Annotated in this window: 13 protein-coding genes; 9 read left to right on the forward strand and 4 right to left on the reverse strand. The window is 61.2% G+C overall.

All coding sequences use genetic code 11. The features are described from left to right. The first annotated feature begins 147 nt into the window (after nt 1-147). The 7 genes from C8C89_RS13505 to urtE all read left to right on the forward strand — a co-directional run bounded on the left by C8C89_RS13505 (nt 148) and on the right by urtE (nt 7,400). The gene (locus tag C8C89_RS13505) at nt 148-777 is read left to right on the forward strand and encodes a transglutaminase family protein (protein WP_208327698.1); all 630 of its coding nucleotides are present in this window, start codon (nt 148-150) and stop codon (nt 775-777) included. Between the two features lie 16 nt (nt 778-793). Continuing rightward, nucleotides 794-1,582, forward strand: coding sequence for a DUF4349 domain-containing protein (locus C8C89_RS13510; RefSeq protein WP_133990342.1), 789 nt, complete (start codon nt 794-796; stop codon nt 1,580-1,582). A 200-nt stretch (nt 1,583-1,782) separates the two neighbouring features. Continuing rightward, the gene (urtA, locus tag C8C89_RS13515; protein ID WP_133990344.1) at nt 1,783-3,036 is read left to right on the forward strand and encodes an urea ABC transporter substrate-binding protein; all 1,254 of its coding nucleotides are present in this window, start codon (nt 1,783-1,785) and stop codon (nt 3,034-3,036) included. 136 nt (nt 3,037-3,172) lie between these two features. Further along, nucleotides 3,173-4,759 (forward strand): urea ABC transporter permease subunit UrtB, encoded by a 1,587-nt coding sequence (urtB, locus tag C8C89_RS13520; protein WP_133990346.1) that lies wholly within the window; start codon nt 3,173-3,175, stop codon nt 4,757-4,759. Beyond that, on the forward strand, nt 4,756-5,871 hold the full coding sequence (urtC, locus tag C8C89_RS13525; RefSeq protein WP_133990348.1) for an urea ABC transporter permease subunit UrtC: 1,116 nt from the start codon (nt 4,756-4,758) through the stop codon (nt 5,869-5,871). The genes urtB and urtC overlap by 4 nt, the downstream gene beginning before the upstream one ends. Beyond that, on the forward strand, nt 5,868-6,698 hold the full coding sequence (urtD, locus tag C8C89_RS13530; RefSeq protein ID WP_101481925.1) for an urea ABC transporter ATP-binding protein UrtD: 831 nt from the start codon (nt 5,868-5,870) through the stop codon (nt 6,696-6,698). Before urtC ends, urtD begins: the two co-directional genes overlap by 4 nt. A 3-nt stretch (nt 6,699-6,701) precedes the next feature. Further along, on the forward strand, nt 6,702-7,400 hold the full coding sequence (gene urtE, locus C8C89_RS13535) for an urea ABC transporter ATP-binding subunit UrtE (protein WP_133990350.1): 699 nt from the start codon (nt 6,702-6,704) through the stop codon (nt 7,398-7,400). Between the two features lie 2 nt (nt 7,401-7,402). Here urtE and C8C89_RS13540 read toward each other — a convergent pair whose 3' ends face one another. Together C8C89_RS13540 and C8C89_RS13545 are read right to left on the reverse strand one after the other, a co-directional pair. Next, complete coding sequence (locus C8C89_RS13540) at nt 7,403-7,987, reverse strand: chromate transporter (protein ID WP_101481923.1); 585 nt, start codon at nt 7,985-7,987, stop codon at nt 7,403-7,405. Continuing rightward, on the reverse strand, nt 7,984-8,571 hold the full coding sequence (locus C8C89_RS13545; RefSeq protein WP_133990352.1) for a chromate transporter: 588 nt from the start codon (nt 8,569-8,571) through the stop codon (nt 7,984-7,986). Before C8C89_RS13545 ends, C8C89_RS13540 begins: the two co-directional genes overlap by 4 nt. A 220-nt stretch (nt 8,572-8,791) precedes the next feature. On the opposite strand from C8C89_RS13545, the gene C8C89_RS13550 reads away from it, so the two are divergent. Further along, nucleotides 8,792-9,013, forward strand: a complete 222-nt coding sequence (locus C8C89_RS13550; RefSeq protein WP_133990354.1) for a hypothetical protein — start codon at nt 8,792-8,794, stop codon at nt 9,011-9,013. A 416-nt stretch (nt 9,014-9,429) separates the two neighbouring features. Here C8C89_RS13550 and C8C89_RS13555 read toward each other — a convergent pair whose 3' ends face one another. Together C8C89_RS13555 and C8C89_RS13560 are read right to left on the reverse strand one after the other, a co-directional pair. Next, the gene (locus C8C89_RS13555; RefSeq protein WP_243858002.1) at nt 9,430-10,029 is read right to left on the reverse strand and encodes a response regulator; all 600 of its coding nucleotides are present in this window, start codon (nt 10,027-10,029) and stop codon (nt 9,430-9,432) included. Between the two features lie 362 nt (nt 10,030-10,391). Then, nucleotides 10,392-10,940 (reverse strand): phosphohydrolase, encoded by a 549-nt coding sequence (locus C8C89_RS13560; RefSeq protein ID WP_133990356.1) that lies wholly within the window; start codon nt 10,938-10,940, stop codon nt 10,392-10,394. 208 nt (nt 10,941-11,148) lie between these two features. Between C8C89_RS13560 and C8C89_RS13565 the strand changes: the two genes are divergently transcribed. Further along, on the forward strand, nt 11,149-14,286 hold the full coding sequence (locus C8C89_RS13565; RefSeq protein ID WP_243858003.1) for an NAD(P)-binding protein: 3,138 nt from the start codon (nt 11,149-11,151) through the stop codon (nt 14,284-14,286). The last annotated feature ends 1 nt before the right edge of the window (nt 14,287 follow it).

The following is a 14,287-nucleotide window of genomic DNA, read 5'->3' on the forward strand; positions in this document are numbered from 1 at the left end:
GGCGTTTGCCCGAATGATACCAGCTACCGGGCCGTCGCCAAAGTCGCCGGCCCCCGCCCAGCGAGCCTGAAACGTGGATTTTCTTTGTTCCTGCGCAAGGAAACGCTCGATTTCGGTCTGCTTCGACTAGAATCGCGCATTATCTTTATGCAAGACCTTGACGCCATGTCTACCGACTTTTCCCCCGACTTTTCCATATATCTAGCCAGCAGCACTTACATAGACAGCGACCATCCGGCCGTGCGCGCCAGGGCGGCCGAGCTGGCCGCCGGCGCGTCGGGCGATGCCGCCATCGCGGCCCGCTGCTTTGCCTTCGTGCGCGATGAGATTGCCCACAGCTGGGACTACCAGCGCAATCCCGTCACTTGCCGCGCTTCTGACGTGTTGCAGCATGGCACGGGCTATTGTTATGCGAAAAGCCATCTGCTGGCCGCGCTGCTGCGCGCCAATGGCATTCCGGCCGGGCTGTGCTATCAGCGCCTGGCCGTGGGCGAGGTGGGGCCGCCGTTTTGCCTGCATGGCTTGAACGCCGTGTACCTGCAAGAGTTTGGCTGGTACCGCATCGATGCGCGTGGCAACAAGCCCGGTGTCGCCGCCGCCTTCACCCCGCCGCAGGAGCAGCTGGCCTTTCCCGTGCTGGCGCCCGAGGAGTGCGATTTGCCTGAAATCTGGCCGGCACCGCTGCCACAGGTGGTGGCATCCTTGACCGTTTATGCCACGGTGCAGGAGGTGGCCGCGCATTTGCCCGATATTCAATTGCTGCCGCGGCACAAATAACTCGACGAAAGAAATCATGAAAAAAGTATCCCTATGTTTGATAAGCCTGTTGCTGCTGGCCGGTTGCGGCGGCAAGGGAGAGAGCGCGGGCCAGTCCAGTGCCGCGCGTCTCGACGGCAAGGAAAAAGGCAGCGAGTTTCTTGCGTATGAACACAATGTCGGCGTCGATACGAACGAAGCGCAAGTGCGGCCCCTGTATGAAAAAGTGGTCGCCGCCTGCAAGGCCGATACGGACAATGGCTGTCTGCTGCTCGACTCGAGCATAGACGGCGGTCGTTACGTGCATGCGCGCATCAGCATGCGCGCCAAGCCGGCCGGCATCAAGAAGCTCGTGGCGCTGGTTGCGGCCGGAGGCGACGTTACCAGCCAGGGCACCAAGGTGGAAGACCTGGGCCGTCCTGTGCTCGACAGCAAGAAACGCCTGGAAATGCTCAGGCAATACCAGGCGCAATTGCAGGAGCTGGAAAAACGCTCGGGCGCGAACGTCGATGCCTTGATCAAGGTGACCAAGGAACTGGCCACCGTGCAAGTGGAACTGGAGCAGGCGACGGCGGCCAATGCGCTGTTGATGCAGCGCATCGATACGGACTTGCTGAACGTGGCCATCAGTGCCGAAGGCAGGCAGTCGTTCTGGCGCCCCGTCAAGCGCGCACTGGGCAATTTCACGGAAAACCTGTCGGAAGGCGTGGCCAACGCCATCACGGCCATGGCGTATATCTTGCCATGGCTGATCGCTTTCGTGCTGCTGTTTCCGCTGGGCCGCAAGGGCTGGCACCGCTTGCGGGGCGTGCCGCGCAAGGATTGAAGCGCAAGGATTAATGCGTCCGGCGCACCGTTTTACGGCAATTTGAAACCTGGCTGCACAGTCCTTGTGCAGCCAGGTTTTTTTTCGTGCGGAGAGAGCCGCGTGCACCATGGCGGACGCCTGCTGGTGCTGGCATGCATTCTGCTTTAACAACATCGTATGCCCAGTCCGTCCCCCACGAATACATCACAGGAGTCCCCATGTCACGACGCATCATCCTGAAAGCGGCCGCCGCCGGCGCCCTGGCCCTGGCCACGTCCATCACCATGCAGGCAGCCCTGGCCGCCGACACCATCAAGGTGGGCATCTTGCACTCCCTGTCGGGCACCATGGCCATTTCCGAAACGTCGCTGAAAGACGTGGCCCTGATGACGATCGCCGAGATCAATGCCAAGGGCGGCGTGCTGGGCAAGAAGCTGGAAGCCGTCGTGGTCGATCCGGCGTCGAACTGGCCCTTGTTTGCGGAAAAAGCGCGCCAGCTGGTGGCGCAAGATAAAGTGGCCGTGGTGTTTGGTTGCTGGACGTCCGTGTCCCGTAAATCCGTCTTGCCCGTGTTCAAGGAACTCAACAGCCTGCTGTTTTATCCGGTGCAATACGAAGGCGAGGAGCTGGAAAAGAATGTGTTTTATACGGGCGCCGCGCCGAACCAGCAGGCGATTCCCGCCGTGGAATACTTGATGAGCAAGGATGGCGGCGGCGCCAGGCGCTTCGTGCTGCTGGGCACGGATTACGTTTACCCGCGCACCACCAACAAGATATTGCGCGCCTTCCTGAAGAGCAAAGGCGTCGAGGATAGCGATATCAGCGAGGTCTACACGCCGTTCGGCCACGCCGACTATCAAACCATCGTCGCCAACATCAAGAAATTTTCCACGGGCGGCAAGACGGCCGTCATTTCCACCATCAATGGCGATTCCAACGTGCCGTTTTACAAGGAACTGGGCAATGCGGGCTTGAAAGCCACGGACGTCCCCGTCGTTGCGTTTTCCGTGGGTGAGGAAGAGCTACGCGGCATCGATACCAAGCCTTTGCTCGGTCACCTGGCGGCCTGGAATTATTTTGAATCCGTCAAGAACCCCGTGAATACGGCTTTCATCAAGCAGTGGAAAGCGTATGCGGTGGCGCAAAAGTTGCCGAACGCGGGTTCGGTGGTGACGAACGACCCCATGGAAGCGACCTATGTGGGCATCCACATGTGGGCGCAAGCGGTGGAAAAAGCCAAATCGACGGACACGGACAAGGTGATCGCCGCCATGGCCGGCCAGAGCGTCAAGGCGCCGTCTGGCTTTACCCTGACCATGGACCCGACCAACCACCACTTGCACAAGCCCGTGATGATCGGCGAAATCAAGGCTGATGGGCAATTCAATGTTGTGTGGAAAACCAAGGAGCCGATACGCGCCCAGCCGTGGAGCCCCTTTATCAAGGGCAATGAGGGCAAGCAAAAGCTGTAGGCGCTTGCGCGTCGAATGGTCATCGCAACCCCAGGCAAAGAGCTGGGGTCAGACCCGCCGGGTCTGACCCTTGTCCTTGCCTATGGGGGAAGGATACTTATCAAGACATCAGCTTTACTACATGGTATCTATGCATATGCAGCTTATCCCCAAATTGCTGGTCCTCGTTTGCCTGTTCTTGTCCTCGCTGGCGCAGGCCGCCATCTCTCCTGAACTGCTCAAACCGCTGGCTGCCGACGATTCTGACGCCCGGGTCGCTGCCGTCGCCCAGATCGCCGCCCTGGCCACGCCCGAGGCTGCCAAGGTGCTCCAAGCCTTGCAGGACGACGGCCTGTATGCCGGGCCGGACGGCAAGGTGTATGTCGTCGACGGCGAGCAGGCGTATGACCCGGCCATCGGCCAGAGCGTTCCGCTGCCCGATGGCCTCGATGGCGTGATGGTTAACAACCGCTTGCGCGCGGCCGTGGCGGGCGCCTTGTCCGGCTTGCAGCTGCTGGCGCCGGAGCGCAGCGCCCGCCTGGCGGCCGCGCAAGCCTTGCAAAAGGCCGTTGACCCCGCGCAAATCCCCCTTATCCGCAAGGCGCTGGCGCGGGAAAACGATGCTGACATTAAACAGCTATTGCAGGTGCTGATCGCCAGCGCCAACCTGCATGCGCCGGACGCCGCCACACGCAAGGCCGCCGTGCAGGCGCTGGCCGGCAGCAGCGATGCGCGCTTGCTGCCCGTGCTGCAAGCCATGCTGGAAAAGGATGGCGAGCCGGACGAAGCCGTGCAGCTGGCCGCCATCGAGACCATGCGCCAGATCAAGGCTAGAGTGGCGCGCATGGAATTCGCCGGCAATGTGTTCTACGGCATTTCCCTGGGCAGCGTGCTGTTGCTGGCCGCGCTGGGGCTGGCCATCACGTTCGGCTTGATGGGCATCATCAACATGGCGCACGGCGAATTGCTGATGATAGGCGCTTACACGACGTATCTGTGCCAGCTGTTTTTCCGCACCTACCTGCCCGGCTTGCAGGATGCCTACCTGCTGGCCGCGCTGCCTGCCGCTTTTTTCGTTGCCGGACTGGTGGGCATGGTACTCGAGCGCACGGTGATCCGCTGGCTGTATGGCCGGCCGCTGGAAACCCTGCTGGCCACCTGGGGCATCAGCCTGATCCTCATGCAGCTTGTCCGCACGATCTTTGGCGCGCAAAACGTGGAAGTGGCCAACCCGGCCTGGATGTCGGGCGGCGTGAGCGTGCTGGGCGGCCTCGTGCTGCCGTACAACCGCCTGGCCATCATAGCCTTCGCCATCGTCGTGGTGGTGGCAGTGTGGTTAATCCTGAACAAGACGCGCCTGGGGCTGTTCGTGCGGGCCGTAACGCAAAACCGCCGCATGGCCGATTGCGTGGGCGTGGCCACGGGCAAGGTCGACATGCTGACCTTCGGCCTCGGTTCCGGCATCGCGGGGCTGGGCGGCGTGGCCCTGTCGCAGCTGGGCAATGTCGGGCCGGACCTGGGCCAAAGCTACATCGTTGATTCCTTCATGGTGGTGGTGCTCGGTGGCGTGGGCCAGCTGGCCGGCACCGTGATCGCCGCGCTGGGCCTGGGCGAAGTGAACAAATTCCTCGAACCGGTGGCGGGCGCCGTGCTGGCGAAAATCGCCATTCTCGTATTCATCATCATCTTTATCCAGCGCCGGCCGCAGGGCCTGTTTGCCATGAAGGGACGCAGCGTCGAATGACTACCTCCTGTCTATCCAAGCAAGGCCTGTTTACGCGGCCCGTCTGGCTGGCGATTGCCGCATGCACGGTGCTGGCGGCGCTGTTGCCGATTTTTAACCTGGCGTTTGCCGAAGGGCATGCGCTGCACGTCTCCGCCTACACGGTGGCGCTGGTGGGCAAGTTCATGTGCTATGCGCTGGCCGCGCTGGCGCTGGACCTCGTCTGGGGCTACACGGGCATCCTGTCCCTGGGCCACGGCGTGTTCTTTGCGCTGGGCGCGTATGCGCACGGCATGTATCTGATGCGCGCCATCGGCGACCAGGGCCAGTACCACAGCAGCTTGCCCGACTTCATGGTCTTTCTCGACTGGAAAACTTATCCGTGGTACTGGGCCTTCACGGAACATTTCTGGTATTGCATGGCCCTCGTCGTGCTGGTGCCGGGCGTGCTGGCCTTCGTGTTTGGTTATTTCGCCTTTCGCTCGCGCATCAAGGGCGTGTATTTTTCCATCATCACGCAAGCGATGACGTATGCCTTCATGCTCTTGTTCTTCCGCAATGACACCGGCTTTGGCGGCAACAATGGTTTCACGGATTTCAAGACGATATTGGGCCATAGCGTGACGGCACCCGCCACCCGCGCCGTGCTGTTCCTGCTGACCCTGGCCTTCCTGCTGGCCGCGCTGGTGGGCGCGCGCGCCATCGTCCGCTCCAAGCTGGGCAGGGTGCTGCAGGGCGTGCGCGACAGCGAGGCGCGGCTGATGTTTCTCGGCTACAACCCACTGTGGTTCAAGCTGTTTGTGTGGACCTTGTCGGCCGTGCTGTGCGGCATCGCCGGCGCCCTGTACGTGCCGCAGGTGGGCATCATCAACCCGTCCGAAATGTCGCCGGCGAACTCCATCGAGATGGTCGTGTGGGTGGCCGTGGGCGGACGCGGCACCTTGCTCGGTCCCATCCTGGGCGCCTTTACCGTCAATGGCTTGAAAAGCTGGTTCACGGCCGCCTTGCCGGAGCTGTGGCTGTTCGCGCTGGGCTTGCTGTTCATCGTCGTCACCCTGTTCATGCAGCAAGGCATGCTGGGCGTGTTAAGCAAGCTCAAACGCAAGCCCATCGTGGCAGAGGAGAACGCATGAGCATCCGCATGCTGCCAGGCATGGCCAGCGCCGAAGCTGGCCCCACGTATTCGCGCGTGAAAGGCGAGGGCGTCGACACGACGCATGGCGCCATTCTGTATCTGGAAGACATCAGCGTGTCGTTCGACGGCTTCAAGGCCATTAACAAGCTGAGCCTGGATATTTCCGTGGGCGAATTGCGTTGCATCATTGGCCCGAATGGCGCGGGCAAGACGACGATGATGGATGTGATCACCGGCAAGACGCGGCCTACATCCGGCACAGCCTGGTTCGGCCAGACCATGAATTTGGCCACCATGACGGAAGCGCAAATTGCCCACGCGGGCATAGGCCGCAAGTTCCAGCGCCCCACCGTGTTCGAGCAGCACACGGTGTTTGACAACCTGGAACTGGCCATGAAGATGGACAAGCGCGTGGCGCCGACCCTGTTTGCGCGGCTCACGTCCGAGCAGGCGGGCCGGATCGAGGCCATATTGCGCCTGATACGCTTGAATGGCCAGGAGGCGCGGCCGGCCGGCTTGCTGTCGCACGGGCAAAAGCAGTGGCTGGAAATCGGCATGCTGCTGATGCAGGAGCCGCAGCTGATATTGCTCGATGAACCGGTGGCCGGCATGTCGGACGCGGAAACGGCGCGCACGGCGGAGTTGCTCAATGAATTGCGCGGCAAGCATTCCATCATGGTGGTCGAGCACGACATGGGTTTCGTCACGGACATTGCCCAGCAAGGCATCGTCACCGTGTTGCACGAAGGCTCTGTGCTGGCGCAGGGGCGCATGGATGAGGTGCAAGCCGACGAGCGCGTGATCGAAGTCTATCTGGGAAGGTAAGTCATGCTGGAAGTGCAACAATTAAATCAATACTATGGCTCCTCGCACACCTTGCGCGGCATCGACCTGTCCGTGCGCAAGGGCGAGTGTTTGGCCTTGCTGGGCAGGAATGGCGTCGGCAAGACGACCTTGCTGAAATGCCTGATGGGCGTGTTGCCCGTGGCCCAAGGCAAAGTCGTGCTCGATGGGCGCGACATCACGACACTGGCGCCCCACGCGCGGGCAAAGCTGGGGATGGCGTATGTACCGCAGGGACGCGACATCTTTGCGCGCCTGACGGTCGAGGAAAACTTGCTGATGGGCATGGCCGTCAAGCGGGGCAGGCAAGCCTCGCGCATCGATCCGCACGTGTATGAACTGTTTCCGGTACTCAAGGAGATGCTGCAGCGGCGCGGCGGCGACTTGTCCGGCGGGCAGCAGCAGCAGCTGGCCATCGCCCGCGCCTTGCTGGCCGAGCCGCAGCTGATCATTTTTGACGAGCCCACGGAAGGCATCCAGCCCTCCGTCATCAAGGATATCGGCAGGGTCATTGCGCTGTTAAAGCAGCGGGGCGACATGGCCATCGTGCTGTGCGAACAGTATTTCGACTTTGCCCGCGAACTGGCCGACGAATTCATCGTGCTGTCGCGCGGCAGTGTCGTCGCCAGCGGACTGGCTGCACAGATGGATGGCGACGATGTGAAGCGGCATTTGGCCGTGTAGGCTTACACCAGTTGCAGCCAGCCCAGCACGGCGCCAGCGGCCAGCAGCCATAATAAGTGGATCTTCGTGCGCCAGATGATCAGGCCGGCCACGATGGACAGGCTCCACAGTGGCCAGTCCGTGCGGATGTCGTGATTGGCGCCGCCCAAAATCATGCCCGTGGAAATCAGGAGGGCGACGACGATGGGCGCCATGCCTTGCTTGAAGGCGCGCACGGGGCGCAGGTCGCGGTTGCGGTAGCCCCACTGGGCTGCCACGTAGGTGAGGGTGGTGCTGGGCAGCATGATGCCCACCATGGTCACCAGCACACCCAGGTACGCGGCCGTGTAGCTGCCCGCATTCATGCCCACGTTCCAGCCCATCAGGGCGACGAACAGCACGTTGGGGCCGGGCGCGGCTTGCGCGATGGCGATCGATTCATTGAATTGCGCCTGTGTCAGCCAGCCGTGCTGTTCGACGAGGAAGCGGTGCATTTCGGAGGTGGTGGAAATGGCGCCGCCGATCGACATCAGCGACAGCATCAGGTAATGGCCGAACAGGTTCAGCCAGTCGCCCGCGCTCAGGACCAGTTGCAAGGGCGGGTTCATGAGGACAGCTTCCGGTATGTCAGCAGGCAGCCGATGCCGCCCAGGCCCAGCAGGATGTACAGCAGGGGCCAGTGCAGGATGGCCACCATCAGCACGCCCAGCATGGTGATCGGCAGAGTCAGCCACAAGGGCAGCGGATGCTTGCCCAGCGCGGCCGCTAGTTTCACGCCCGTGGCAGCGATCATGCCGGCCGAGACGGCCGCCATGCCGCGCAAGGCGCCCGCCATCTGCGGGATGTCGCCATAGTGCGTGTACAGCACGCCCAGCAGCAGCACGATGACGAGGGGCACGGCCAGCATGCCGGCCAGCGCCGTCAGCGCGCCTTGCAAGCCGAAATAGCGTCCGCCCACCATCAGCGACAGATTGACAACATTTGGCCCGGGCATGATTTGTGCCACGGCCCAGTCTTCCAGGAATTCCTCTTGCGTCAGCCAGCGCTTGCGTTCGACCATTTCGCGCTGGATCACGGCCAGCACGCCGCCAAACCCCTGAAGGGCCAACCAGGTAAACGAGAAAAACAGGTCGGCCAGCGAAGCCGGTTGCGGGCGGGGCAGGTCGGGCGGGAAGGGGGGCGGCGAGGGCATCGCTGATTATCGCCGTGGCCGATTGCGCTTGTCCATCGCTTTCGCCCCCCTGTTGTGCCAGCAAGAAAAAACTGTGGCTCATGTTTCCCTGCCATTGACATCGAGAGTTTATCAGCAATACTTTATCGGCAACACGACCGCTGTTCTTGCCCGCGCTGGCGCGGTGCGTACCGCTACGCCGTCTCCCCCCCTCCGTCCCCCTTCGCAGGAGTTGTTCATCATGCTTAATTCCACAGAAACGCTGCATATGCCCGTCAATACCGTGGTGCTGCATGCCCGGCTCGATCAGAAGATGTGCGATATCGTCAACCTGGGCATCGCCGTGCAGGCTGCCTTCAGTACCTTGTGCGCGCTGGAATACCTGAAGTCATACAATGTCGCCCCCGAACTGATCGAACGCGTGCTGCTGCATCCGGAGCAGCGCCGCCAGACCGTGCATTGAGTATTCGCACGGCAACTGTGTTGCCGGCAGCCGGAGTACGGTGTTGTCGGATTGATCATTTCGGCTCAGTTATGCACAAATGATGGCTTAGCGAAAATGCCGAAATATTTTTCTTGTGATTATGTGTGAATTTCTAAGTGATTGATTTTATTGGGGTTTATTTTTGCTGTTTGATTGAGCAGTTTATTGAAAGCCGCACGGGCTGTGGCTTTGAGGCCTGTCAATAGGCCCTTATCCACAAAGATATCCACAGTCAGTGTGGATATCTGAAAAAGCGCTTAACAATCCGCCACTTAGATAGTGGCACCGGATCGGCGCTGCAAATGCAGTGTCGCGCCAGCCCAAAACAGGGCATTGCACAAGCCTGTATGCCTATCCAGTGCTCTTGTTTTATGACTGAAAGTAGCGGCGGCGTTTCAGGGCTTGCCGTCCGCCGGTTCTGCTGGCGCGTCGCCGCAGTGGACCAGGGCCGCGGCGAGGTCGGCGACTTGTTGCTGCGCTTCGCGCAAGGTGGCGTAGGTGCGCAGCGAGGTGATCACGGTGGTAAACAGCTTGCGCGTGGTCAGGTCGGTCTTGCACCAGAAATCGTTGATGTCGTAGTCGATGATGATGCGGTGCTCCAGCGCCTGGCCGGGCTGGCCCGTGCGCAGGATGATGCGCACGGCGCTGTTGTGCAGGTCTTCGCGGATCTGGCGCGCCACTTGCAAGCCGGCATCTTGGGTTTCCATGATGACATCAAGCAGCACCACGGCGATATCGGGCGTGCTGCGCAGCAAGGCGAGCGCCTCGGCGCCCGAATACGCGTGCATAAAGCTCAGCCTGCGGCCCTGGAAGCTGGCCTGGCTGAGGGCGAATTTGGTCACCACGTGGACGTCGACATCATCATCGACAATCAGCACGCGCCATGGCGCCGCGGTGGGTGCTTCTGCCGCCGCGTCTGCCCGACCGAGTGGCTCGTCGACCAGCCAGTCGGGGTCATCCGCACCCTTGGCGGCACTGTCGCTATCCATATTCATGCATTTATCCACCGTTGATTGTGTTCGCTCATTCCACACTATGCCAGTCTGCGGGGTTTGTCAAAACAATGCGGTTCAGGCAAGACGGCGTGGAGCAGGATTGCTTATGCACAGCAAAATATATTTTCATGCTCGCAGAGTAACTTTGCTCAGGCGCAAAATCACGATTCTAAGTCATTGATTTCATTGGGGTAAAAAATTGCCTGTGAAATCAGCAAATTGTTGAAACCCGCATTAATACTGGTGTTGCGGCTTGTCAAGAGGGGCTTATCAACAACTTTATCCACAGTTGCTGTGGATATCTAAAAAAGCCGTGCAAAAACCGGGGCTTAGCGCCGGTTCGTGCGGCAGGGTGGATGCATTCATGCGGCAAGCCCAAGCCCGCCCAACTGGGCAAAGGCATGCAGGAAGCGCTGCTTGGCTTCGGCCGGACCCATGGCTTCGATTATACCGGGCAAGGGGGCGATGTCGTCAAGATAAGCCCAGCGTTCCGCCGAATGCGGCATCAGGTCGCGCTTTTCCGTGGCCAGCGCGATCAGGTCGGCCCGCTTGATGGGCGCGTAATCGGAAAAGTCGAGGCCATAGGTGGCGGCGATGATGGCGCTGACCTTGTCTTCCAGCAGGGCAAATTCCGGCAACAGCACTTTCAGGGGTTTCACCATATCGCCCAGGTAGGCTTCTGCCGCGTCGTGCAGCAGGGCGGCCAGGCGCAAATGGGGTGGCACCAGTTCGGCGACGATCAGGCTGTGCTGCGCGACCGAGTAAAACACTTGCGTCTGCCCATTGAAACGGCACTGGTAAGCCAGGCCGTGGGCGATGTCTTCGATGGCGACCTTGTCGATATGCGGGCGCAAGGGATAAAAACGGTTGCCGGAATAGGTGGAAACGTAGTCGGTGGTAATCATTGCCATGGCAGGGTGCTCGGAGCGGTCAGGATGTTTCATCGTACACCCGATGGCACGGGCTTGCCCCAGCTGCCGTGCGCAAGCACCTTGCTGCCGGGATGGAAGTAAAGCTATGCATCTTGGCAAATCCTTTAATTTATTTCATATCATTCATTGTTCTTTCTCAAATACACTGTAGAAATCTTGTTTGACTGAAACTTAAGGGGACAGGGCAATGACGGCGATACCTTCGGCAAGACCTTCGTATATTTATCAGGGCGGTTCGGTGATGATGCACTCGCCGCTGCAATTGAAACAGTCGGAAATGTACGGTTATTTCGTCAGGGGCGACCTAGCGAAGTTGCAATCGACCGTGAATACCACCCTGAACCAGGTGGCGGGCCGCAAAATGACCCTGAAAGCGCTGTCGCCGTATGTGATGCTGACGTTTACGCGCGTCAACCACGCGGACTCCGCCAATCCCGTCGACCAGGCCAAGGGCTGGATCACGGAAGTCGACATCGTCACCTGGATCATGGTCGGCGAGATGGATGCGGCGGGCAAGCTGGCGCATATCTATTGGTACCCTTGCCATATTTTCGTCGACGATGCCATGGCCCTGATCAACGGGCGCGAACTGTTCGGCTATCCGAAATACCTGTGCGAATACGACATTCCCGCCGCCGGCAGCGAGCCGCTGCGCTGTTCCGTGGCCGCCAAGGGGTTCCAGCATTTTTCGCCGGAAACGAAACTTGCCCTGCACCCGCTGCTGGAAGTCAATGCCACCGTGCAGACGGGGCAGCACAAGAGCGTCAACAGCTTCCTCGAACTCATCGAGCAAGCCTTCAAGATTTTCCTGTCGATTCCCGATTTCTTTGACATGGATCAAGCCGGCTGGGCTGATATTTTGTCGCTGCTGCGCAAGCCCCGCATCGACCAGATTTTCCTCAAGCAGTTTCCCGACAGCGCGGGCGTGAAAGCCGTGTACCAGGCTTTGGTGGCCGCACCGGCCGAGATCAACCGTCTGCACAGTGCGCGCCTGCTCGGCTATGAATACGAATGCACCTTGCACGCCTTCGACAGCTTCCCGCTGGACCAGACCTTGGGTTTGCAGCTGGGGCCGCAGGCGGCGATATTGCCGTTCAATGTGAATTTCGACTTCACGGCCATGCCGGGCGAGGAACTGGTCGACAATTCGCAGATCGCGCCGGAAAAGATCGCCATCCTGGGCGGCGGCGTGGCGGCCATGACGGCCGCATATTACCTGACGAACCAGCCGGGTTGGCAAAACCAGCACGCCATCACCGTCTATCAACTGGGCTGGCGCCTGGGCGGCAAGGGCGCCAGCGGACGCAATGCGCAAGTGGGCCAGCGCATCGAGGAGCACGGCCTGCACATCTGGTTCGGCTTCTATGCCAATGCCTTCAGGATGATCAAGGAAGCCTACGCCAGCCTGGAGCGCCCGCCCGGTGCCCCGCTGGCCACCTGGCGCGATGCTTTTAAACAGCACGATTACGTGGCACTGTCGGAAGACGTGAAGGGCAAGTGGCGCAACTGGTCCATCGTCTTTCCCACCTTGCCGGGCGAGCCGGGCGAGGGCGGTGAAGACATCACCCTGTGGCAGATGGCCATTGCCATGGTGGGATGGATCGAGCAGTGGATACGCCAGATCCGGCAAGTGGCGGACGCCGACGCGCGCATCGTCCGCGCCAGCGCATCGCAAGGCGAGGGCGTGTGGCCGGGCTGGCTGCGCCGCCTGGCCGACGAAGTGGTTGGGCAGGCCGATGAACTGGGGCTGGACGTGGGTCTGTCCGTGGGCGCGCTGGCGGCGCTGGTGGCCGACCTGGCGCCGGACTCCACGCGCCACGACCAGGCCCGCCACCAGCTGCTGGCCAGCACCCTGAACGGCATCCGCGCCTGGCTGCGCCTGCGCTACCGGACCCTGATCGATGGCGACGATGAATTGCGTCGCCTGTTCACCTGCCTGGACCTGGGCATCACGGTCATGAAAGGCATGTTCGAGGATGGCGTGTTCAAGCACGGCTTTGACGTCATCAACGACATCGATTTCCGCGCCTGGCTGCGCAAGCATGGCGGCGACGAGCAGTTCAGCGTCAACTCGGCACCCGTGCGGGGCTTTTACGACCTGGTGTTCGCCTACGAGGGCGGCGATTTCTCCAAGCCGAATATCGAGGCGGGCACCTTGCTGCGGGCCATGGCGCGCATCGGCCTGGCCTACAAGGGCGGCATCATGTTCAAGATGCAGGCCGGCATGGGCGACACGATTTTTACGCCCCTGTACGAAGTGCTCGCCAAGCGCGGCGTGCAATTCAAGTTCTTCCAGCGCGTGGAAGAGCTGGTGCCGGGCGCGGGCGACATCGACAGCATCCGTATCACGCAGCAGGTGCAATTGAAGGACCCGGCCGCCGGCTACGCGCCGCTGGTGGATGTGAAAGGCCTGGCTTGCTGGCCCAGCGCGCCCGATTACGCGCAGCTTGATCCAGCGCAAGCGGCGCTGCTGCAAGAGCAGGAAGTCAACCTGGAATCGTACTGGAGCGACTGGCCGCAGCAGTACCAGCAGGCGTTCGGCCGCGCGCTGCCCGTCACGGTCTTGCAGAAGGGCGTCGATTTCGACAAGGTGGTGTTCGGCATTTCCATCGGCTCGCTGCAGGCTTTATGTCCGCAATTGCTGGCGCAAAGCCCGGCCCTGCAACTGGCGGCCGACAAGGTGAAAACCGTGGCCACGCAGGCTTACCAGGTGTGGCTGAACAAAAACCTGGCGCAGATGGGCTGGACCACGCAGCCGAAAGGCCAGCAACCTGTGCTGTCGGCTTTCACGGAGCCGTACGACACGTGGGCGCCCATGGACCAGCTGCTGGCGCACGAAGACTGGCCGGCGGGGCTGGAACCGAAGAATGTGTCCTACTTTTGCAGCGCCTTCCCCGTCGACAGCTACCCGCCCGTCACCGATACGGGCTTTCCTGCCCGCTGCGCTGCCAAGGCGAAGCAGGGCGCGCTGCACCAGCTGGAGCGCGAGATCGGCGCGCTGTGGCCCGAGGCGGGCGGGCCGGGCGCGTTTCCGTGGCAATGGCTGGTCGACGCAAAGGCGGGTAGCGGACCGGCGCGCTTCGACAGTCAGTATTGGCGCGCCAATGTCGACCCATCCGAGCGCTACGTGATGTCGGTGGTGAACAGCACGCAGTTCCGGCTGGCCACCGACCAGTCGGGCTTTTCCAACCTGTTCCTGACGGGCGACTGGATCAAGACGGGCCTCAACGCGGGCTGCGTGGAAGCGGCCGTGATGGCTGGCATGCAAACGTCGCGGGCCATGACGGGCTATCCGGCCGTGATCCAGGGCGAAAAGGACTTCTAGC

Origin of the sequence: Janthinobacterium sp. 75 (assembly GCF_004365495.1) — a bacterium.
Classification (GTDB): domain Bacteria; phylum Pseudomonadota; class Gammaproteobacteria; order Burkholderiales; family Burkholderiaceae_D; genus Janthinobacterium.